Below are 20966 nucleotides of genomic sequence, written 5' to 3'. Positions count from 1 at the left end.
ACTCAGTGGTCGTTTTGGTCACGCTCTGCTCAGCGGAACGTGACCAGAACGACCACTTTGCGTTGGGGCGATCCGGTGCGCGATCCGGCAGGCGCCGGCGGGATTCGTCCGTGACATGTCATTGTTTGGTCGATCCGCGGCGTTCTGAGCTCCACAATCCCCGCGGATCGACCAGAGAATGCACCCTCCCGGACGATCCGCCCCGCGGTCCTCTCACCGCAGGAGCCATCGGTGCCTATTTCTCTCGTGCCGCGTTGCCGTTATTGTCGTCGAGAGGTGCGCGGAAGGCGCGAACGAACTCAGTCAGCAGCGACTCGTTCCCGTCGACGGATACCGTCCCGGCAGCCACGGCCGTCTCCGCATCACCATCAGCAAGGAGGCCCCGCAGACCCGGGCCGCTGATGAACAGCTGCGCGGTCGGATCGGCGCCTTCGGCCACGTTCACGCCCGACTCGTCCACTTCAGCATGAGCGACCGCCGGGCCGGCCGTCACTTCCACCTTGAAAGCCCGCACCTTCGCCTCGGTGCGAGAGGTGAGCAACGCGGCGGCCAAGGAACTGTCGGTCGGAATCTCACCCTCACGTGCCTCAAGCATGCGCCGTGATCCCCAGCGACCGAGTTCGATGAGCACCGGACCAAGTTCCGAACCGTAGTCGCTGAGGCAGTAGACCACACTGCGCCCGTCGATGCTGCGCTCGAGAATTCCTGCTGCTTCGAGTTCGCGCAATCGCGTGGTCAGGAGGTTCGAGGGAATTCCGGGGTTTCCCTGCCGAAGCTCGTTGAATCGCTTGGGACCGACGAGGAGATCGCGGAGGATGATGAGCGACCATCGCTCCCCCAGCACCTCGGCTGCCCGAGCAAGACCGCAGAACTGTCCGTACGATTTCATGCTTGACAGCATAGCAATGTGAGTTCACTATTGAAACCACAGTTCAATTTCTGAACTTAAACGGATATCGGGAATCACGGCCCGCACGAAACACATGAGCCCACATAGAGCGCAGTAGTCCGCATGAAGCTCAAACCCCGCCCGACACTCAATGAGGAGATCGCCATGCCACGCACAGTCATCGCCGCACTGTTCCAGTCACTCGACGGGATCGCATCCGATCCGTTCAACTTCCAATTCGACTCCTTCGACCAGGAGACGGGCGAATGGATGACCACGGCCATCGGAGGAGTCGACGACTGCATCCTCGGCCGGGTCACCTACCAGGAGTGGGAGAACCACTGGCCGAACCACACGGAAGGCGAGGACGCACCGTTCGCGAACTTCATCAACTCGACTCCCAAGCACATCGCCTCGACGACGCTGTCGCAGCCTGACCTCAAGTGGGAGAACTCGACACTCATCCGGTGCGACCTCGTTGACTTCGTCCGCGATCTCAAAGCCGGCGAAGGCGGCAAGATCGCCATCGAGGGTTCGATGTCGATCGTCCGTCAGCTCGTCGAAGCGAACCTCGTCGACGAACTGACGGTGGCAATCCACCCGGTCGTCGCCGGCAGCGGTCGGTCCCTCTTCGAGGGCGGAACGACGACGAGGCTGGCGCTCAAAGACGTGCAGCGCACCAGCAAGGGCAACCTGTTGGCTACGTACGGTCCGTTCGCCGGCTGATCCTGTGGGTGGATCCGCCGCGATATCTATGCCGTTGTCCAGGTGGATCCACCCACAGGAGACGTCACGGACACCGAGGGGACCGTTCAGGAAGGCGCTGCCGAAAAACTTCGCCCATCGGCCATCCGAATCGGCATCTGCTCCGAACCATCGGTATCAGCCACCTTTGGGAAAGGATCATCATGAATATCTCGATGTCGTCACAGTCGCCCACCGCCTCACGCAGCACCCGCTCGCAGGTGCAGATGGTCTCCGGGCTCTTCGGTGCCGTGTTCCTGCTCGTGGGCATCCTCGGATTCGTCCCGGGCATCACCGCGAATCTCGGCTCGATCAGCTTCGCCGGACATCACACCGACGCGGCGCTGCTCGGCCTCTTCCAGGTCACGGTGCTCCACAACATCGTCCACCTGCTCTTCGGAGTCGTCGGGATGCTCGGACTCCGCTCGCGTGCACTGGCGAAGAACTACCTCATCGTCGGCGGAATCATCTACGCGGTGCTGTGGATCTACGGAATGGTGATTCCGATGGAGTCGATGGGCAACTTCGTCGGACTCAACACCGCCGACAACTGGCTGCACTTCGTCCTCGCCGCGGCCATGATCACCACCGGCTTCGTCTTCGGGCGGAAGCCTCGGGGCTGATTCGTCAGAGTCCGACGGAGGTCTTGACGATCCAGCCGAGCACCACCGCAAGGAGTGCTGCGGCGGGGATCGTCAGGAGCCAGACTCCGAACATCGGCAGGAAGTATCTCGCCCTGGCATGTCCCTTGCGCCCGGCGTACTGGGTGCCGAGGATCGACGAGCCGAGAACGAAGGTCAGCGACACCGGAACCCTCATGATCAGTGCTGCGGTGTACATGAGGATCGTGGCCGCGCCATCGGCGATGGAGGATTTGAGGGGGTCGAGGCGGACCATCCGCACGGACAGCGTCTGGACCACTCGCCACCCGCTCAGTCCGGTGCCCAGAGCCAGAGCCGCGGCGATGAGGAGGCGCACCGGCCAGGAGATCTCGACGATGGACAGACCATCGTGCGGCGTCGCCTCGACGGCGAGGATCCCGACCATGACCAGGGCCGCGACTTTCTGAGCGTCCTGGACCCCGTGGACGAGCGACAGAGACGCAGTGAGAACGGAATCGACCATGCGTGCGCCCCGGAACAGCGGTTTCGGCGGGGTGGACGCCAGTGACTTCGACAGGATGAGTGTGAGCACCCACGCCAGAATGAAGCCGAGGATGGGTGAGAGCACCAGCGGCCACACGACGTTGTTCATTGCGTGCTCGGCATTGACGGAGAAGCCGAAGACGATTCCCGCGCCGAGCAGACCGCCGATGAGACAGTGGGTCGACGACACCGGCAGGGCCAGATAGTAGGTGAACAGGCTCCACGCCGTCGCCGCCACGAAAGCGACGATGAGGCTGGTGAGGATGAGGTCGGCCGAACCGGAGAAGAGCACGATCTGGTTGGCCACGACGATCGCGATTCCCTCACCGAGGAGCGCGCCGATGAAGTTGAAGATGACGGCCAGGCTGAGCGCCCAGCCCGGACGCATCGCCCGTCCGACGACCGCGTTGCCGACGGTCAGGGCGGCGTCGTGGAATCCGTTCGAGCCGGCGAAGATCACCGCGGCGATGACGACTGCCGCCAAGAGCAGCTCCACGGACTACGACTCCTTGATCGCGATGGCTGCGACGACCTTGCCGAGTTCGGTGAACCCGTGGGCGGCCCGGACGAAGGCCTGCCCGAGTTGGGACACGGCAGCCATATAGGTCAGTCCCCGTTTAGAGTTCGGCACCGCGTCCGACATCCGCCACTGCAGGCTCTCGACCTGGTAGGTCAGCCGGTTGATCGCGTCGACGTAGTCCCACTGATCGAGCTTGCCCGGCAGCCGGGTGATCATGCGCGAGGTGTGGTCGGTCTGATTCGACAGCACGGCCAGGGTCTCGGGAACGCCGGAGGGCAGCGGGTCGAAGGCTCCGGAGGCGAGAACGTAACCGACTCCGTGCAGCCGGTGGCAGATATCGCGCATATGGTGGCTGAGCAGGTACAGGTCGTTGCGGTCGAACGGGGTGATGTAGTTCTCGCGCAGTGCTCGGAGCATCGCGCCCATGTCCTCATCGGCCCTGTCCCCGATCTCGCGGAGGCGGTCGGCGACGTCGCGTCGTTCGCTGATTTCGATTCCGGAGAGTTCGGCGAGCACCAGGTTGCACTGGCGCATCTGAGAGACAAGATCGGACAACCGCTCATAGAACACCTTGTCCTGCGGTACCCGCTTGAGCCGCATGCTCTCCTCCTGCCCGGGGCCCGGACAAGCCGGACGAATATGCATGATGCCTCAATGATATGTGCCGGACGCTGAACCGAGAGCGCCTCTCGGCGGAAGGCCGCTCGAAGCGGCTGAATTTGGAGCCCGGGGCTTCAGCGATCCAGCGTCCGGTGGCCCGAAGGCCACCCCCTACGATACTCGTTCATGCTCATGAATCCACCGCTGAGGCGGTCCTTCGTCCGTTGAGAATCTCACAGTCGATGACGTGGTCGGGTGGGAATAACCGGTCCCGACGGGGACCGCGCTCATTCGGTCGGGAGGGGCCGCCTCGGCGAGGGGATTGCCGGCGGGCCGAGGATCAGTCGAGGCCGCCTCGGCGATGGGCGACCGCGGCGTCGGACAGGTCTTGGGAGAGTTGGCGCAGGCGGACGGCGGTGTCATGGTCGTCGGTGCCTGCCGCGCAGATGCCGACGAAGGCGGAGGCGCGCAGCAGCGCGATGACGACGTCACCGCGGAAGGCGCCGACGAGGATCTCGTCGATGGCGTGGGCCACTTCGTCGGGTCCGGCTGGCAGTTCGACGCCGGCGAGGATCTCGTCGTAGCCGATGCCTTCGGTGACGCGGCGTTGGCCGTCGGAGAACATCTCAGAGAGTTCACACGGTGCGGACTTGATCCATTGGCGCAGGGCGTAGAGGCGCCACAGTGCGCCGGGTGCGGAGACGGCGGGAGCGGCGGACCACATCTCGGCGATGATCTCGAAGCCGATGTCATCGGCGAGTTCGACAAAACGCCTGGTGGCAGCCTCGTCGCGATTGCCTTCTGAATCGCCGAGCAGCAGTGCCGCGGTGGCGTGCGAGGTCTCCGAACGGGCGACGGGATCGTCGACGGCACCGACGGAGTCGAGGTCGGCCAGGGGAACGGGACGGTGGAATGCGCGCTGTGACATGGTCAGGGCAGTTTAGTCCCTGTCAGGGTGCGCGGACTAGGACGTGGAGCACATTCGGGCTTTCGCCGCACGGTCAGGTTCCGCTCCCGGGACTCACAACGGACGCTATTAAACTTGGATCTGATTCGTGGCTGCGACCGGCAGTCGCGAGTGACCAAAACGAGGAGGAACTCTCGTGGCAAAATCATCAGTGGCGAAGAAGGGTCTCGACAAGGCTGCGAAGTTAGCAGTCAATGACGACGGAACCCTCAATCCCCGCGCCCAGTCGATGTTGTCGCGCCTGCTGTCCGTGCAGCGCCCCGTCGCGCTGGCCTATGTGCGCAGTCTGCGCCGCCGGCACCCCGACGCGACCCCCGAAGAGCTCATCACGATCATTCGCCGGCATTACCTGGCGCTGACGACCTCGGGCGGTGCCGCCGTCGGTGCGACCGCCGCCGTTCCGGGGTTGGGCACGACGGCCGCGCTGGGAGTCGCCAGCGTCGAGACCGCGGGCTTCCTGGAAGGCACTGCACTGTTCGCGCAGGCCATCGCAGAGATCCACGGACTGCCGGTGGCCGACGCCAAGCGGGCGAACGCCCTGGTCCTCGGCCTCATGCTGGGCAAGGACGGGAAGAACCTCATCCAGAAGTTCGGCAAGCAGAACGGCGGCGTGGAGTCGATGTTCGGCAGCTGGGGCGCCACCGTGACCAAGCAGCTGCCGGCCCCGCTGGTCGATCTGCTCGTGCGCAAGCTGCGTAAGACATTCATCCGCAAGTTCGCCGCCCGTGCCGGCGGATCGCTGGTCGGTCGGCTGCTGCCCTTCGGCGTCGGCGCTGTCATCGGTGCCGTGGTGAATGCGCAGATGGCACGGAAGGTCGCTGGGGAATCGAAGGAGGCCTTCGGTGCTGCGCCGACGGTCTTCCCCATCGAGACCGACCCCGAGTACGTTGCGCCGAAGAAGGATCACAAGCTGCTGTCGAACCTCAAGCACGTGTCGGCTCTGCTCGGGAAGGTCAAGAAGAACAAGACCCTCGAATCCTCCGTCATCGAGCCCACGGATCCCGAGGAGCTTGAGGTTCCGGACGGCCTGCCTCGTACGTACACTGCTGAGGATCAGCGCGGACTGGAGAAGTGAGCCGCGGGGCTTCGTCGGGAGGGAGTCGACGGACCCCTCTCGACGGCGGGCCCTGGTTTGAGTAATTCGGGCGCGAAGCTCTACTATTGGTTCGTCTCCATCATGCGTCAGCAGGCCTGTGTCCTGCACTTGTGATGGGGCGGGGCCTCTAGCTCAGTTGGTAGAGCAGCGGACTTTTAATCCGCGGGTCGTGGGTTCGATCCCCACGGGGCCCACCCAGCCTGACCAGGCACGATACCCCGCAACCCCGAAGCTCACAGCTTCGGGGTTGCATCTTTTTTGACAGATTTTTGACAAGCAATCCCACTCTTCCCCTCCCACCACAGGTCATCAGGGGTTAACCACGCGCCAAGAGTCGAGCACCTGCCGTCATGAAGGCGGACGAATATCGCGCCGTCGCGCCGATCAATGCGCACCGCTTCACCGTCCATCCATTCGGGGCCGTCCCTCTCCCACTCAACGCGAGCACGGACGGCCATCGGGTCTCTATCCTCAGCGCCTCGCCGCGCGCCTTGGTCATTGAGTATCTTCTGCCATTCGCGCCACGTTCCGCGATAGTCTACATATTCGTTCATGCGTTCTATTATGAGCCTGTGACTCGTGCGCACAAGACCAATTTTTGCGCACCCTATCCATAGGGTGTACTGTTGATTTCAGCAGCACGGGCGAGAGGCCCAGCTACGAACCGAAAGGACCACCATGCACACCATTCCCGAACTCACCACCACGCAAGACGGCACAGTAGAGCTTCGCGGAACCACGTTCGACGTTGAACGCCTCACCTTCACCTACGCGGACGGGGCCGAGAACACTGAGACTCACCTGATCGGCAAGCGCGGCGCGCGCTACCTCCTGCGGCCCTTCCTTGAGCGCGGCGGGGACAGCGGCATAAGGGAAGTCATTTCGCTGAAGAGTGGAGCGCCATGGCGAAAGGGCGGGAACGCGATTCGAGTTATCGAGATTGCCGGGGTGATCGAAGAAGCGAGCTAGCGTAACCAACCGCACCGGGGGCTTCGGCCCCGGGCCTAACGAGAGGGCACGACATGAACGCAGAGGACCACGCCGCCGCGATTGTGGACGCCGTGGACGCGGCTATCGCGGCCCCGAAGATCGACCGCGACGCAACAGCAGCCGTCCACACTGCACTTGCACGAGCGCGCACTTTCGCCGTGGGGATCAGCGGGGCTGACGGCGAGGAAGCTGCGATTGAACTCGACTACGCCGACGTACTCTATAAGGCATACGAGCGCTCGACCGGAGCCACTACACCCGACTCCCCCGAGCCGCGCATTCAGCATATTTCGCGGCAGATATTGGCCTTGTCGCGCGCGGTGTCGCAGACCAATGAGGCCGTGATGACGCTTGGTCGGATCAAGGAGGTGCGTCAATGATCGAGTGCCAAACGTGCTGGGATTGGGGTAAGTACGAACGTCATTCAGATCACGCGCCGGGGCGATCCCCGGTGCCATACGTAGCAAAGGAAAAGAGTATGCACGCCGGAGAACTCAGGGCACGCCTGACCGCTATCGGGTTGACGCTGAATCACTTCACCCGCCTTGTCGGCATGGACTCACGGAATGCGCGACGGCAGGAATCAGGCAAAACGCCTGTGACTGACGGGACGGTGCGCGCACTGTATGAGGCTGAAGAACTGTCACGCGAGCTGACAGACGATTATCGCGCGAATGGTGAGGCCGTCGTACCAAGGTGGAACAAGAACGCATGGGATGAAGAGACAGACCGCTTCCCGCCGTCTTTCTATCACGCGAGCGCGGCGCGGCTCACTGGTCAGGTGCCGATCCGTTATGAGGATGAAGCGCGGGACTGAGGGATTGGCCGGGTCTCCCCCGGTCTTTTCTTTACCCGCTTGCGCACCCTATCTGTAGGGTGTAGAATTGTGACTACAGGCAAGGGCAAGAGGCCCAGCCGACACCGAAAGGAAGAGCTATGACCCGCTCAGCCGCACATCAGAAACTCGTTGACCACACCGCCAACAAATCGACACCGGTCCTTCTGGCTGCGCTCAAGGTGATTGACGAAAAGCCCCGCGCCGAAAAGACCCAGGAAGAACGCCTAGTGGCCGCGACGATCAGCGACGCAATCACCGAGCGGCACGACCTTGACGCGAAAATTGAGGCCGCTTTCATGGACACGCCCCTTGACGTTCACCTCTCTTACTATGAGGCGATCATCCGGGCAATGGCCGCGTAACCCACCCGAACCGCAGCCGGGGGCGAATGGCCCCCGGCACCCGCAAGGGCACAGGCCCAGCGAAGAACCGAGAGGACCGCCATGCACGAACTCAGCGCACCACTCACAACCGCCCTCATTGGCTTCATGGGCTTCGAGGACCGGGCAAAGCTAAACGACGCACTAGGCACCGCCCTACAGGGCAATAAGACCGCAATCGGCAGTGTCGCCGTCGAGCACATTTGCAAGGCGCGCGTCCTGCTGCATGACGGCGAGCGCAACGCTGAATCGTTCACCTCGATCACTAAAGCCGTTGCCCGAGCGATCACCGCGCTTCAGTCCAGGAACCTCTGACACGAAAGTGTTTAGCCCCCCTTGACATTGACTGTATAGGGGGGCTAAACTATAGTTACGACAAAGCCGATGAAGTACAGCGAAATGGTGAAGCTCCTGAAGCGGGCAGGATTCACCCCCAGCGAGGGCAAAGGAGACCATGAGAAGTGGTCACACCCGCAGCTCAGCCGCCCGGTGGTCATCACCCAGACCCGCGAACTGTCACCGGCAGTAACGCGAAACACGCTCAAGGCAATCAAGGAGGTCGAGAAATGAGCACCATCAACGTCACCGCCCGGCAGTGGTCGGGCGGATGGGAACTCGAAATTGACGAAGACCACGCCACTCAGGTTCGCATCCTCGCCAACGCCAAACAGCAGGTGATCGACTACCTAGACACCGTTGAACCTGACGTGGATCACTCTGAGGCAGAAATCCACATCATCCCAGAGCTAGGCGACCTCACTCAGAAGATCAAAGAATCGAAAGAGGCGACCGCCCGAGCGATCGAACTCCAAGCCGAGGCCGGTTCGAAGAATCGGGAAATCGTGCGGGAACTTCGCGCTAAGCACCTCAGCGTCTCCGATGTTGCGGCGGTGCTCGAAATTTCGCGGGGCAGGGTAGCCCAGCTCGAACACGCCCAGGGATAAGAGAGGTCAGCTATAGCCGTGAGGCCCACTTCAAGGGGGCGACATAGGCAATGGCCCCGCGAACCTCGGCTTTCAAAGGTTCGCGGGGCCATTGCATTGGGTCAAGTCCAGCTCACGCAGGTCTACGAGTCATATACGGGTGACTCTCGGATCAGGCTCGCCCACTCATGGATAATGACGATAGCCTCAAGAACTTTGGTGGTCCCAGCCATTATCGCTGTCACCGGCTTTTTCATGTCACGCGATAGGGTTTGCAGTGGTCGGACGCTGTTTTCGAAACTCTTGATCTGCTCTTCGGATTCCGCAGAAGTCGAATCCAGCATGAGCAATTGGTCAAACGATTCCTGGTATTGCTCCCGCGACTCAGGATCGCGTTCAACCTCGACCGGCGCGCTCAAGATCATGCTCCGAACGCCCCGGTCGACAGGCGAGAAAGCTTGGAATATCTCCTCTCCAGTGCCTTCGATATCCGAAGCTGTCTGCGTGATCGATTCCGAGAACTTCCTCAACTTCGCGAGACGAGCCGCGAAAGTAGTTGGCGCGGTCCTTGGGTCGTTTAACTCCGCCGTGGCCTTCTCGGCCTTGCTTCCTAGGCTTTTCAGATGCTCGCCGAAAGAATCCATCTTATCGATCCATTCTGGGATCGCTGCTTCCATGTCAGCCAAATTGTCAAGCTGCCCCGGTTCATCTTCGACTTCGGGATTAGACTGTTCGGAACGCTCGGCTACCTGCGCAAAGTCAATTCTGTCAACTTCAATGTTTGCCGACTGGATACGTTTTGCCATTTCTCCAACAGTCCTACTGTAGTTCGGATCTGTGCGGGATTCATGCCGAAGAGCGGTCCAATCAACCCATTGATACTTTGATACGTCAGTCTCGGGTCTACTTTCATCGGCATCTTCGTATAGGGCCGGGAAGTCAGCCCAGAGCACGGGCAGGATCAGCGCTGTCACTCCAAGCTGTTCTGCTTGCGAGGTGAAAAGTCTGTACTCGCGTAGACACTCTGGGCGCTGGAAGAATCGGGGCGTGATTACTGGAATGAAAAACGCCGCAGCGCTTAACGATCGGTCTATAGTTTGACGCCATGCGTCCCCCCACACGAGCGAATCGCGATCCAAGAACAACTCAATCTCATCGCCCGTTATCAGTTCATACTCTTCTTTGAGGTCACGCGCCAGGTCCGATATTCGCCCCTTGGAACCGATATCGTCATCATGGGCATACGACCAGAATCCTCTAACAACACTCATTCGATGACCATATCCAACAAGAACAACTTTTCACCCCGCCAAGGAATGTACAACATTAAAAGTGTCCAATCTGTGACTTGGTGCTCCAGTCCCTCTGCCCGTCCCACGGAACGACGAAAACGCCCCTCACCGCCAGTCAAGGCAGTGAGGGGCATTCCTCATTCGTCAGACTCTTCAACCTGCTCCCAGAACGGGGAATCAGGCGTGGGCACGTTCATGTTCTTGTCGCAAAGCGATTCGTAAGTGACACCGCCGCGAATCGCCCTCTCGCCCTTCGCGTAACCGTCCCGCTCTTCGGTCGGTTCGATCCACACGATAGGGACACCCTGACGGGACACTTGTCGATAACCGGACGCGCCCGGCACAGCCAGATTGCACGGCCTCAGTGAACGGTAGAACTTTTCGTTGTGTTCCACCTTGTCATCTAAACCCGGCGCATCAAGAGCGTTGTCCGGCTCTTCCCAGACCTGCCAGTCCACCGGCTCAATGCCGAGCGCGTCACGATACTTCTGCTGCAGCACGGCAAGTTCCGCGTTGAACGCATCCTGTGTTTGCCGTCGCGCCAGCTCGCCTTCAGCCGAGTTGATCATGTCGCGGATTTCGTCACTTGGAAGGAAACTGAAGTCCATTCGCCCTCCCCTTAGTGCTTCGGTTCGTAATCGTCGGGAACGGGCGTCTCGTCCGTCTCTTCAGCGGCGAGTCGTTCCAGTCGTGCACGCTTCGGCTCCGCGCCGATGCCGATGCGCTCAAGCACCTTCTCAACGCCCGGAATCGCCATGACACGGGCGACAATCGCCGCGACCAGGGCGCAAGCCACCGACGCGCCAGTCAGGGCCAGATAGAGCCATTCAGGAAGGTTCACGCCAGCCTTGCCCACCTCGTCAAGCACAATGTCAACGAACGGCGGTACAGCAACGACCAGCAGAGCCAAGGCCGGAATGAGCGTCTGAATGAAAGTGCGCACCGACGCCCGATTAGGGTGCTGCACTTGTGTAGAAGTGGTCATGTTGTCCTTTCAGAAGAGGTCAATGAAGCTGAGGACCAGGACCGCCCACCCAACGAAATAGATGGGCAGTCCCAGCACGAGCACGACCCCAACAAGAGCCGCTGTGGGTTTCATCAGGTCACAGGCTTCTTGAAGGCTTCGTCCCATGTGTCGCGGCCACCGAGACCGTCAATTGCGAGACCCTGCGACTTCTGGAATGCGCGAATCAGTGCCTCATACTCAGCCCCGAAACGACCGTCGTTTCCGAACTTGGACAGGTAGGTCTTGCCCTTGCCGACACTCCACCCGCGCAGCGCGAGCTGAGAGGCGAACCGCTTAAGCCACACCTCGTCATACTGACCGGACCACTTGCGGTTCTTGTAGAACCCGGAATGCGAACGGTCCGGGCCGGACTTCGGGCCGATGTAATGGCCGGACGGCCACGGGAAGTCATAGCCGGGGCCGGGAACGTCACCCACAGGGCGGTTCGGCTTCGACGGCTCAGAAGGCTTGGAAGGCTTCGGGGCGGTCGTTCCGCCCTTCTTCCGGGCGGCGTGCTCCGCGTTCACGTCCTTCACGAGCTTCCCGAGCTGTGCGTAATACGATCCGGGGCACGCGGTGCTCTTCCAGTCCTTGTGGCCGTAGTACTTCATGGAACCATGCTCTTCCTCAATGTCAGCGCAGAGCTGCACGAGAGTAGCCCAGTCCCCATCCGACATTTCCGGACGGCACTCAACGCCGATAGTCGAACCGTTGCCCGCCGTGGAACCGGCGTGCCACGCGGCGCGAGAATCGCCCACAAGCTGATTCACCCGGCCAGCCTCAACAACGTAGTGAGCAGACGAACCCCGGTTAGAGGTGCCACCCTTCGGTCCTCTCAGCCATGCCACCACGTTTTCGAACTTCTGACCCGTCGAACCCCAGTGATGAATGGTGATTCCGGTCGGCTTCGAGCCGTGACCGTAATGCGAGCGTGTGGAACTGTTGGAAGATTCCTTGAACGCGAAATCGTAGTTTCGTGCCATGATCTACCCCTTTCGGGCATCAAAAAAGGCACCCCCGAAGGGATGCCGTGAATTGGAAAGACCCGCCGTGAAGCGGGTCAGGTTTTACCGTTGTCCGCCTCATTGGGCGGGGGCGGCGGCGCGAAGGGGAACGCCTCTTTGTCAGGCGGGGGCAAGCGCGAATAAGCGAGCCAGAGCAGCGCATAATGCGTTTCGAACCACGCGAGCCGCGCCTTCAATTTGTGAATCTCGTCCAGTCTTGACCGGGCGATACCCTGCCACTGAGTGACAGCGGATTCTTCCTTCATCACCCGGCCATGAATCCAGTCATAGACAAGCTTTCCGACGCCGCCAGACAGCGCGATTCCGCCGAGACCGATAATGAGCTTCATGATGTCTGAATCCATGCTCACCCCTCGTCTACGACAGCGTTAATCGCTTGCTCGTCAGCCCCTAGCCTGTACCAGCGTTCGAACGAGAACAGAGTGAAAGCAACATAGACCAGCAGCCCACCGCCGCGTGTCCACGTGATCGGAACGTCGAACATGACGAACGCCTGCCCCACGGACAGGCACGCCCCGGCCACGACGATTGAGAAGATTCCGAACCGTTCAACGTGGACGTATCGCGTGAGTACGCCGAGCAGCGACACGGCCCCGCCGAACACAAACACTGACCCCCACGCCATAGCAGGGAATGGGGTGTCAAAGAATGACGTGGTTGTGCGTGGGGGTGCGAGAACGTAGAAAAGGCCAGCCGTCAGGAAAACGACCGACCCGAGCGCACGCAAGAATCTTGACACCCTGGTCACTCCTTCATCGAGACGCGGATGCCGTCAAGGCTGATCCATGACGCCTCAGACAGAAGCGGCAATGCGCGAACTTCCCCGTCACGGTAGACCGTGACCACGGCCAAAGACTGACCAGACAGTCCTGAAGTGGCTGTGATGAACCGCTGTTCTTGCTCAGGCCCCTCAGAGAGAGTCCAGAACAGGTAGCCGCGAGAACTGCCGCCACCGGGGATGAAATTCGTCCCATCTACCTTGCGAATCCGCCCACGGAACTCCATGGTGTTCCCGACCCGCCGCCGCGCACGGTGATATCCATGTCCCACCCACTCGTAAGTGGCCGTGTCCCCCGGTTCGTACCATTCAGGATCAGTCACCCTCACCCAGACCGTAGGCGTGCCGGTCTCGTCACCGCCGCCAGCGCGAACGATTTCAGGCGGCTGCTGAGAACCGCCGATCAGCACGATAGTTCCCCAAAGCACCGTGTCGAGCGGCGGTAACTGGTCTTCGCTATCGACTGCGAGCGTGGGGGCGATCTTCGGCCTTCGCTGTGTAACCACAGCATCCGACATGAGCTGATTCGGCTTTCTTACAACAGTCCACAAGATCAAATGTTGACGTCCGGACTCTGTATTCAGCTCGTTCGGATACACCTTGACCGAAATTGGCCCTGCGGGGCTTTTCGCTTTGAGCGGGTTAAGCTCCAAAACCACGTAGTAGGTTGTCGTTTGTGTCGGCATGGGGAAACTAAGAGTCATGTCCCGCAATAAGCGGTGGTAGAAGCCCCTCAGGACAGCCTGAGCGTTGCCCGTAGTCGGCGACACTTTCAGCTTCATGGTGTTGTTCGCATTGTCAGGCTCTTCCAGCCAATATGGATGACCTGGAAGGGCGAGAACACCGTTCCCGAGCGCGAGCGTGATGTACTGCCACATTTCGTCATCCACTGCCTGACCGACAGCGGGATAAGAGAACTCCGGCCCCTCGGGCATTTCGTATGTGTCTGCAGAAACGAGCGTCTGAAGCTCTTCAATGAGAGCCAGGTTGCTCTCAGGTGTTGGCCCAGCCATTAGCACCCCTTCATCGTGTTTGTAGCGCACGCACGGCACGCCAAAGCTTGTTGATTTCCTTCACGGGGCGAGGCTGGTTTTCGTCATCAGCCGTAGGCCCAACCTGAAGGGCCACCTTCCGCCCGTTCTCGTCCCACGTCAGCTCAGCCATCTGAACCGTGTCCGTGATGACAACGCCCGTGGACAGTTGCACCGTCACCGTGTCCCCGAGCCAGAAGTCACGCCCGAACCGAATGCGCGGGGTGTCGTTGACTTGCAGGTTCACGGTCGCCTTCTCTTGGCCCTCCGTGATCGTGTCGGTACCAGCAGCGTCCAATTCGGCTTCATCGTCTGTGTCTCGCCGGTCTTGGAACTGCAACGACCGGAACCCCCACGAATTCTCGTTCCCGTGAGTGAGCTTCAGAGTCCTCTCCGCGCCTTCGCCCTGACCGGCCACAAGCACTGACGTGACCGTGGGGGCTTCAAGAGTGAATTCGTGGGACTCGATGCCGCCGTTCTCGTGAGTCAGGCGGATACGGCGCGCGAAGTCCCGGCCCTCAGTGACCGTCAGGACGGACTTCTTCAACACGTCATCCTGCACAATGTCCACCGTGAGGCCGGCAGTTTCCGCCAACGTCTCAACCTCGTCCAAAACGGGTTTGAAACGGCTGTTGATCGACCCGTCAGGGCCAGTCACAACGTCACCGATGACAAGGGGGCGGCGATACTCGGACCGTGCCGAGGGGCCAACATTCACGTCCACAAGGTCACGGATCAGGGCACCCGCAGAACCCTTCCTATTCCAGTACGCATCCGCGCCCTGCTTATCGGCAGCGCGGGAAGGCGTCGGCAGGGTGATCATGTCCTTCAGCCAAGTCATGTCAGACTCACCCGTCAGTTCGGACTCAACGACCCCGCCTGACGCCTTCTCAACGATCTTGAGGGGCGCGCCCGAGAGCAGGCGTCGCCCTTCGTCATAGATGACCACGCGCCAGTCTTTATCGAACCGCTGCCATAGGGCCGAACCACCGTCCACGTTCAAAGTGAACGTGTGGACCCCGTTACGGCGAAGCTTGCATGATCCCCCGATAGTTGGGAGGGTGCCCCGCTTAACGAACTCAGGCGTGTACATGTAGGCAAGAATTTTGAATCACCACCCCGCCCAGAAGTTCTCTCGATAAAGGCACTGAACGCGGCTGTTCGGCTTCGCGCCGACCATTGACACCTTCAGCTTGTTCATTCCCGGCTCAAGGGCGAAGAACTTGGACGTTGTGGGCACGTACTCCCACAGCTCCCCATCAGGCATAGACGGGGAAGTAATGTCCTCACGTTGACTTCCGGTGGTGATCGTCACCTGTTCCTCAAACTCGGTAAGGACTTTCAACGAGTCGCCCTTATCGTTTTCAATGATCAGATCCGATCCCGGCCCGTCGATAATCCACGTCGGGTAGACGGGCGCGTCACCGCCGATATTCACGTCAATCTCGCCTTGAACAGTGGAGGACGCAAGCAATACAGGGAAGAACGGGGACTGATACTTAGAGCTTTCGTCGCCTTCCTTGGGCACTGCGCGCTCGGACAGGAACCGTTTTCGAATCCCTGACAGGCGGAATTCCGGGTCTTGCTGTTCGCCCTTCCACATGCCCTCAGGGCAAGTGAACTCAAGCACCAATTTCTGACCGTTCGGGGAATCCTCACCCGCCCCGTATTCGCCTTCCAGTCCAGCCTTATAGAAACCGAATCGGGAACGATACACACCGTTCGGGCGGGTCACGCGAATCTCCACCTCGTCACGCACAAGCCGTTCCAGCTTGCGCCGCAGATCCCAACGCTGCCGTTCAGAGCCGCCCAGAAGGACGGGAATCTGAACGTCCGCCTCAAGCCCTTTGCGGTGCTGAACCAACGAACCCCCGGAAGGGAGGGCCACGGTAGTTATCTCCCGTGGCCGCATCCCCAACCCAGAAGCCCCCTGCATGAGGGTGAAGTCAGCGTGAGAACCGTTCGACAGTTCCACAACCTCACCCGAACCATGTAGGGAAATCTTCGGCCTAAACCGCATTACCTCACCTCCAAAAGCTCACGACGGCGGCGAGTGGACTCATAGGACCGCATAGCCGCGTCAGGGTCAGGACCGTGGAAATGGAAGTGCTCTTCGCCGCGACCGCCAACGAGACCCCCGCCCATGAGCGCGTCAGTGACACGCGAAGGCAGAATGTACTCAGGGCGACCCGTCTTATTCGCCACAAGCGACGTACCAGGCTGAAGGACACCGCCCTTGTCATAAAGGGTCGGACGCACCAAACCACCCGTGTCGTAATAGTGGTGAGACTTCCAGTAGTCCCGCGCTTGCAGGACACCGCCGAAACGCTCAGTCACGTACTTCATGAACGCGTCAAGCTGTTTCCAAACCGACTGTTGGCGGATCGGATACACCCCGTAATGACGCTGATTCGCTGCAATGAACTGAGGCAGACCCGCAGCCGTCGAACTCGGATTCTGAGCCTTCGGGTTCCACGACGATTCACGGGAAATGATGTAGTCAACAGCCTTCCACTGCTCACCGGCAATCCCGTTCTTCAACGCCCACGCGCGGCCCTGAGCCTTAGCCGTCCCGTTGACAACCATTTCTTTCGCGCCGTCCCATGCGTCAGACACGAAACCGGCGACCTTCGAAATGTTGTCCTTCATCCACTGAAGAGGACGCTCAATCCCCCACGACGCGGCAGACTTCACGACTTGCCCAGCCGGACCCCACTTCTCGAACTGAGAACCGAGTTTGTCTTTCAGCTTGTTGAACGGACCAGCGAAGAAATCCCACGACAGGCCACTACCGCCGCCGTTGTCGGCACCGGACGCGCCAGCGGTGGGACCGCCGAACTTCGTGCGGTTCGCCCAGTGAACGTGGTTGTAGTGCTGCCGAGCCACAGCCCCGCTGTACTTGTAGTGACTGCCGTTCTTGATCTGACGGCCACCAGCGGGGGTATGGATCAGTTCGGACGATTGCCCATAGTTGTCATGGATGAAGTTGAATATCTTCATCATGTCGGGCATGTTCATCGAGCCACGCCCAGCAAGGTCCACGGCCTTGCCCTGAGAGTGGTAAGACGCATTGCCTGAGACGGTCCGCGAGCCACCACGATAGGCCGATGTGAGACGCGCCCAGGGGAACTTCTCTTTGATGATTCCCCAGAGGTTGTTCCACACCATGCCGCCCCCGGCGTAACCGGGGATCGTGCCGAAGCGGTTCATGTGGTCGAGCGTTCCGCGCCCATAGTTGCGGCTGAGCTTGCGCTGAGCCTCTTTCCTGAGCACGTACTCGTCAGCGTGGACGATTCCGGCAGGCTTATATTTCCGACCCGGCCCGGTGTAACCGCCCGTGTCGAATCCCTTCGGCAAAGACACATGCTTAGGCAGGTCTTTGTCCTTCATATTGAAGAACTTGCCCACGTCGCGGAACTTGTCGATGATGCCCTTGTTGATTACCGTTTCGATGACGAACTTGATCGGCTTCTTGGCGACAGCTTTAACCTTGTCCCACGCGTTACCGATTGCGTCTTTGCCCTTTTCAAAGGCTCCGGGCACGTCGGACTTGATGAAATTCATCATCGGACTGAAAATCTTGTCCTTAATGAAGTTCCACCCGTCGCGCAGCAGGTTGCGCACCTTCGCCCAAATGCTATTAATGCTGTTGCGCATTTTGTTGAAGGAATTGACAACCCGCGCCTGCACCCAATCCATGATTGGGCTAAACACATTGGTTTTCAGCCATGCCCAACCGGCGAATAGTAGTGCCTTCAGCAGGTTCCAGGTGGCATTAACCCGGACGCGCATTGTGTTGAACGGGGTGATGATCTTCGCGTAGATCCAGTTGAAGATCGGCTGGAAAACGTTAGCCTTCAGCCAGTTCCAGACGGCCCCAATTGCCGCCTTGATGCCGGTCCACACCAGCGAGACAACGGACTTCAGCAGGTTGAAACGAGCGACTAGCCGGTTGACGATGAATTGCACGATTGCGGTGAAAATCGGCTTAATCACCGAATTCCATGCCGTGGAAATTATCGTGCCGACAAGCTTGAAAACGAACGATGCTATATCCCAGATTTTTTGGAATGCCGGGACAAGCATGTTCATGATAATTGCCTGCACGGAACCGAAATAGGTCTTAACGCCGGTCCACCAAAGACCGATCACAAATCCGATTCCGTCGAACACAGGCTTGATGATGTTCTGATAAAGCCAGGTGAACACGGACCCGATGCCGCTTGTTGTCGCCTGAACGCCAGGCGCGACGGACGTACTGAACCAACCGACCACAACGTCAATTGCGGCCTTGATTCCGTCCCAGGCGGGCTTGATCGCGTTCTGATACAGCCAGGTGAAGCCCGAGCCGATGCCGTCAACAGTGGCCTTGATACCCGGCCACAGGGTGTCCATGAACCAATCGCCCACAGCCTGAGCTGCAACTTTGATTCCAGCCCACACGGCATCCACGAAGTCCCGGAACCAACCGAGCTTCTTGTAGGCCATGATCAGACCACCGACCAGCAGCACGAGACCGGCCACGATAAGGCCGATTGGGTTAGCGGACATGACCGCGTTCAAAGCCGCCTGCGCCGCCGCCATGCCATTCGTGAGAGCGATACGCGTTGCCCCGAGAATGAGGGACCGCTGTTCGATCAGATACCGCGCCCACGACAGAGCGTTGGTGATCCCGAGAACCGCGTTATAGGCGGCGAACGCGCCCACAATGCTGAAGATCAGCGGAGACCAGTCTTTAAGGACGTTCCACACCTTGCCGCCAGCGTCAGCAATGGTCTGGAAAATGGCCGGAATATCAGCGATCCCAGCGACCAGCGCGTCAGCCATAGGCTTAATGGCCGGGGCGATCTTCTTCAGCAGCGGCAACAGCACGTCACCAATGGCGTTAGAAATTTGATCCTTCGCCATAGTCCACTGATTGCCGAACGAATCAGACGCCGATTCACCGGCCTTAATCATGTCCTGGAAGGTCTGCCCGGTGCCCTTCTGAAGAACGCTCATAACGTCCTCAATGCTGATCTTCCCCTGAGAGGCCATTTTCTTAACCTCGTCAGTGGTCACACCGAACTTCTCGCCCAGGCCGGACAGAATAGGCACGCCCGATTCGGAAATCATGCTGAGCGAATCCATCATGGCGATACCGCCGTTATTGACGGCCTTCATGACGCCGCCCATAGCCTGATCGAGCTTCGTAGAGTCGCCGCCAGCAGCCACGATTGCCTTGCCGACGTTCTCAAGCACGCCTGTAGCGTCCTTGCCCTTGATCCCCGCGTAAGCGAGAGATTCAGCGGCCTTCGTGTAGGCCACATAGTCAATTGGGGAATCCCCGGCCACCTTGCGAAGGTCTTTCAAGGTCTGTGTTGCGAGCTTCGCGTTACCGTAGAGACCTTCCATGACGCGTTCAGAATTGTCGCGCGCTACAGCGGTTTTGAACCCGCTGACCACGGCGGCACCGACTGCCGCGCCAGCCGCGATACCCGCACCGACAGCGGTACGTTTCGCAGCCTTCCCAAGTCCGGCCATGAGCCGGGAACCGGCCCGTTGGCCGGTCGATTCGGCTTGTTTCTCAACCCCGCCGAATTGCTTAACAATGTCTTTGCCGAGTCCCTTAGAGGACACCGCCAACGACACGTAAGCATTTGCCAACTCGACAGCCGCCACGGGCCACCACTCCCCTTTCAAATCGAACTGTCAGAAAAGTGGTGGTTACCCCGTTTTCACGCGGCCCTTCAGCCATTCATCAATCTCGTCAACCGTGGAAGTCTCCGAAACCGTGTAGCTCTTCGTGTGCGTCTCAGTGACACCCGGACGCGGGATAGGCTTCGGCTTCGGCCCCCGCTTGCCCCCGTCAACCCAACGCCACAACACCTGAGCGTCGAGCATTTCCGCGAGCAGAAGATTCGTGAGGCTCCAAGACCAGTCAGGGTTGAGAATGCGATAAATCGCCATGCCCTCATGCGCGTGCTCAACGAAATCAAGCATGTCCCCGACCGTTAGGCCGGACTCGAAATCGTCAAGGTCACGGACCCGATAACCAATCGTCATCAGGTCCGCATTCAGCGCATGAGGGTGATCTTTGACAAGGGCGATCAGTTGGTAGATTTCCCCGTATCATCCCCGGACGCCTCACTCCAAGCCTTCATGAAGTCGCCCAGCTCGTCGCTGTCCATGTCCATGAACGCCTCAGATGTTCCCGGCGCGTACTCGTCAAGGAACTTGCGGAACTTCGCCATTTCGCCTTCGTCCAGCGCGGACAGAATGCCGATAGGCACTCCGCCGAGCTTCGGCATAGTGAACTCGCCTTCGAACCCTTCGAACTCGAACGTGACAAGGCTGTACTGCTTCTTGCCCTTGCGCTTCGGGGCCATGCTCTTCTTTGCGGTGGTCATGTGTGGTGTTTCCTTTCAAACAAAAATGGTGGTGGCCGGGGGCGAAATCACCCCCGGCCAGAAAAGAGAGAGTCAGCCTGCGACTGCACCCTCAAGAGCTTCAATGCGCGAAACAAGATCGTTGTACTGCTCTTCAGTACCGAAACCATCCGCGCCGGGGTCGCCCTTATCCCCCTTGGCTCCCTTCGCGCCGTCCTTGCCGTCAGCGCCAGGGTCGCCTTTGTCGCCCTTGTCGCCCTTAGCGGCTTTCGCCGCCCCAGCCGACTCGATGCGGTTCAGCTCAGCGGCGGTGATCGGTGTCCCGCCGTCCTCGCCGTCTATCCACTTGTCAGGCTCGAATGCCATTACTTATC

The 20966-nt window shown here is 60.0% G+C and carries 28 protein-coding genes and 1 tRNA gene; 11 read left to right on the top strand and 18 right to left on the bottom strand.

Features of this window, described 5'->3' with window-relative positions; all coding sequences use genetic code 11:
* Positions 1-235 precede the first annotated feature (235 nt).
* On the bottom strand, positions 236-889 hold the full coding sequence (locus tag ACSBQT_RS11080; RefSeq protein WP_410708814.1) for a winged helix-turn-helix transcriptional regulator: 654 nt from the start codon (positions 887-889) through the stop codon (positions 236-238).
* A 165-nt stretch (positions 890-1054) separates the two neighbouring features.
* On the opposite strand from ACSBQT_RS11080, the gene ACSBQT_RS11075 reads away from it, so the two are divergent.
* Both ACSBQT_RS11075 and ACSBQT_RS11070 read left to right on the top strand, forming a co-directional pair.
* On the top strand, positions 1055-1615 hold the full coding sequence (locus ACSBQT_RS11075) for a dihydrofolate reductase family protein (protein ID WP_410708815.1): 561 nt from the start codon (positions 1055-1057) through the stop codon (positions 1613-1615).
* Positions 1616-1797: 182 nt separating this feature from the next.
* Positions 1798-2256, top strand: a complete 459-nt coding sequence (locus ACSBQT_RS11070; RefSeq protein ID WP_410708816.1) for a DUF4383 domain-containing protein — start codon at positions 1798-1800, stop codon at positions 2254-2256.
* A 4-nt stretch (positions 2257-2260) separates the two neighbouring features.
* Here the strand turns inward: ACSBQT_RS11070 and ACSBQT_RS11065 are convergent, their stop codons facing one another.
* The 3 genes from ACSBQT_RS11065 to ACSBQT_RS11055 form a co-directional block, all read right to left on the bottom strand.
* Positions 2261-3274, bottom strand: a complete 1014-nt coding sequence (locus ACSBQT_RS11065) for an inorganic phosphate transporter (RefSeq protein ID WP_410708817.1) — start codon at positions 3272-3274, stop codon at positions 2261-2263.
* Between the two features lie 3 nt (positions 3275-3277).
* Positions 3278-3898, bottom strand: a complete 621-nt coding sequence (locus ACSBQT_RS11060) for a DUF47 domain-containing protein (RefSeq protein WP_101543807.1) — start codon at positions 3896-3898, stop codon at positions 3278-3280.
* A 340-nt stretch (positions 3899-4238) separates the two neighbouring features.
* Positions 4239-4826, bottom strand: coding sequence for a hypothetical protein (locus tag ACSBQT_RS11055; RefSeq protein ID WP_410708818.1), 588 nt, complete (start codon positions 4824-4826; stop codon positions 4239-4241).
* A 175-nt stretch (positions 4827-5001) separates the two neighbouring features.
* Here ACSBQT_RS11055 and ACSBQT_RS11050 point away from each other — a divergent pair, with 175 nt between their 5' ends.
* Positions 5002-5940, top strand: coding sequence for a hypothetical protein (locus ACSBQT_RS11050; RefSeq protein WP_435001775.1), 939 nt, complete (start codon positions 5002-5004; stop codon positions 5938-5940).
* 142 nt (positions 5941-6082) lie between these two features.
* A tRNA-Lys gene (locus ACSBQT_RS11045) sits at positions 6083-6155 on the top strand.
* Positions 6156-6194: 39 nt separating this feature from the next.
* Here ACSBQT_RS11045 and ACSBQT_RS11040 read toward each other — a convergent pair.
* Entirely contained in the window at positions 6195-6515 is a 321-nt protein-coding gene (locus ACSBQT_RS11040) for a hypothetical protein (RefSeq protein ID WP_435001774.1), read from the bottom strand.
* A gap of 124 nt (positions 6516-6639) precedes the next feature.
* On the opposite strand from ACSBQT_RS11040, the gene ACSBQT_RS11035 reads away from it, so the two are divergent.
* The 7 genes from ACSBQT_RS11035 to ACSBQT_RS11005 all read left to right on the top strand — a co-directional run bounded on the left by ACSBQT_RS11035 (position 6640) and on the right by ACSBQT_RS11005 (position 9113).
* Positions 6640-6930 carry a hypothetical protein gene (locus ACSBQT_RS11035; RefSeq protein ID WP_139468079.1) on the top strand — a complete coding sequence of 97 codons (291 nt, stop codon included), beginning with the start codon at positions 6640-6642 and terminating at the stop codon, positions 6928-6930.
* 53 nt (positions 6931-6983) lie between these two features.
* Positions 6984-7331, top strand: coding sequence for a hypothetical protein (locus ACSBQT_RS11030; protein WP_435001773.1), 348 nt, complete (start codon positions 6984-6986; stop codon positions 7329-7331).
* 98 nt (positions 7332-7429) lie between these two features.
* On the top strand, positions 7430-7768 hold the full coding sequence (locus tag ACSBQT_RS11025) for a hypothetical protein (RefSeq protein ID WP_435001772.1): 339 nt from the start codon (positions 7430-7432) through the stop codon (positions 7766-7768).
* Positions 7769-7887: 119 nt separating this feature from the next.
* Positions 7888-8151, top strand: a complete 264-nt coding sequence (locus ACSBQT_RS11020) for a hypothetical protein (protein WP_435001771.1) — start codon at positions 7888-7890, stop codon at positions 8149-8151.
* Between the two features lie 81 nt (positions 8152-8232).
* A complete protein-coding gene (locus ACSBQT_RS11015) occupies positions 8233-8484 on the top strand; it encodes a hypothetical protein (protein WP_435001770.1) in 252 nt (83 codons plus the stop codon).
* Between the two features lie 69 nt (positions 8485-8553).
* Positions 8554-8739: a type II toxin-antitoxin system HicA family toxin gene (locus tag ACSBQT_RS11010; RefSeq protein WP_435001769.1), complete on the top strand. Its 186-nt coding sequence runs from the start codon at positions 8554-8556 to the stop codon at positions 8737-8739.
* On the top strand, positions 8736-9113 hold the full coding sequence (locus ACSBQT_RS11005) for an antitoxin HicB (protein ID WP_435001768.1): 378 nt from the start codon (positions 8736-8738) through the stop codon (positions 9111-9113). Before ACSBQT_RS11010 ends, ACSBQT_RS11005 begins: the two co-directional genes overlap by 4 nt.
* A 122-nt stretch (positions 9114-9235) precedes the next feature.
* On the opposite strand, the gene ACSBQT_RS11000 is transcribed toward ACSBQT_RS11005, so the two are convergent.
* From ACSBQT_RS11000 to ACSBQT_RS10940, 13 genes are all read right to left on the bottom strand, one after another.
* Positions 9236-10363, bottom strand: coding sequence for a toll/interleukin-1 receptor domain-containing protein (locus tag ACSBQT_RS11000; protein WP_435001767.1), 1128 nt, complete (start codon positions 10361-10363; stop codon positions 9236-9238).
* 158 nt (positions 10364-10521) lie between these two features.
* Complete coding sequence (locus tag ACSBQT_RS10995; protein WP_435001766.1) at positions 10522-10992, bottom strand: hypothetical protein; 471 nt, start codon at positions 10990-10992, stop codon at positions 10522-10524.
* A gap of 11 nt (positions 10993-11003) precedes the next feature.
* On the bottom strand, positions 11004-11369 hold the full coding sequence (locus tag ACSBQT_RS10990) for a hypothetical protein (protein ID WP_435001765.1): 366 nt from the start codon (positions 11367-11369) through the stop codon (positions 11004-11006).
* 113 nt (positions 11370-11482) lie between these two features.
* Entirely contained in the window at positions 11483-12373 is an 891-nt protein-coding gene (locus tag ACSBQT_RS10985) for an N-acetylmuramoyl-L-alanine amidase (protein ID WP_435001764.1), read from the bottom strand.
* Positions 12374-12450: 77 nt separating this feature from the next.
* A complete protein-coding gene (locus ACSBQT_RS10980; protein WP_435001763.1) occupies positions 12451-12759 on the bottom strand; it encodes a hypothetical protein in 309 nt (102 codons plus the stop codon).
* Between the two features lie 2 nt (positions 12760-12761).
* The gene (locus tag ACSBQT_RS10975) at positions 12762-13154 is read right to left on the bottom strand and encodes a hypothetical protein (protein WP_435001762.1); all 393 of its coding nucleotides are present in this window, start codon (positions 13152-13154) and stop codon (positions 12762-12764) included.
* A gap of 5 nt (positions 13155-13159) precedes the next feature.
* Complete coding sequence (locus tag ACSBQT_RS10970; protein ID WP_435001761.1) at positions 13160-14236, bottom strand: hypothetical protein; 1077 nt, start codon at positions 14234-14236, stop codon at positions 13160-13162.
* Positions 14217-15317, bottom strand: coding sequence for a Gp37-like protein (locus ACSBQT_RS10965; RefSeq protein ID WP_435001760.1), 1101 nt, complete (start codon positions 15315-15317; stop codon positions 14217-14219). Before ACSBQT_RS10965 ends, ACSBQT_RS10970 begins: the two co-directional genes overlap by 20 nt.
* Positions 15318-15335: 18 nt before the next feature.
* Complete coding sequence (locus ACSBQT_RS10960) at positions 15336-16199, bottom strand: phage distal tail protein (protein WP_435001759.1); 864 nt, start codon at positions 16197-16199, stop codon at positions 15336-15338.
* A 44-nt stretch (positions 16200-16243) separates the two neighbouring features.
* The gene (locus tag ACSBQT_RS10955) at positions 16244-19885 is read right to left on the bottom strand and encodes a tape measure protein (RefSeq protein WP_435001758.1); all 3642 of its coding nucleotides are present in this window, start codon (positions 19883-19885) and stop codon (positions 16244-16246) included.
* A 45-nt stretch (positions 19886-19930) separates the two neighbouring features.
* The gene (locus tag ACSBQT_RS10950; protein WP_435001757.1) at positions 19931-20269 is read right to left on the bottom strand and encodes a hypothetical protein; all 339 of its coding nucleotides are present in this window, start codon (positions 20267-20269) and stop codon (positions 19931-19933) included.
* Between the two features lie 44 nt (positions 20270-20313).
* The gene (locus tag ACSBQT_RS10945) at positions 20314-20613 is read right to left on the bottom strand and encodes a hypothetical protein (protein WP_139468063.1); all 300 of its coding nucleotides are present in this window, start codon (positions 20611-20613) and stop codon (positions 20314-20316) included.
* Between the two features lie 72 nt (positions 20614-20685).
* Positions 20686-20958: a hypothetical protein gene (locus ACSBQT_RS10940; RefSeq protein ID WP_435001756.1), complete on the bottom strand. Its 273-nt coding sequence runs from the start codon at positions 20956-20958 to the stop codon at positions 20686-20688.
* Between the last annotated feature and the right edge of the window lie 8 nt (positions 20959-20966).

This window comes from Brevibacterium sp. H602, assembly GCF_051172395.1.
Taxonomy (GTDB): Bacteria; Actinomycetota; Actinomycetes; order Actinomycetales; family Brevibacteriaceae; genus Brevibacterium.
This window is presented reverse-complemented; position numbering and strand designations above follow the sequence as displayed.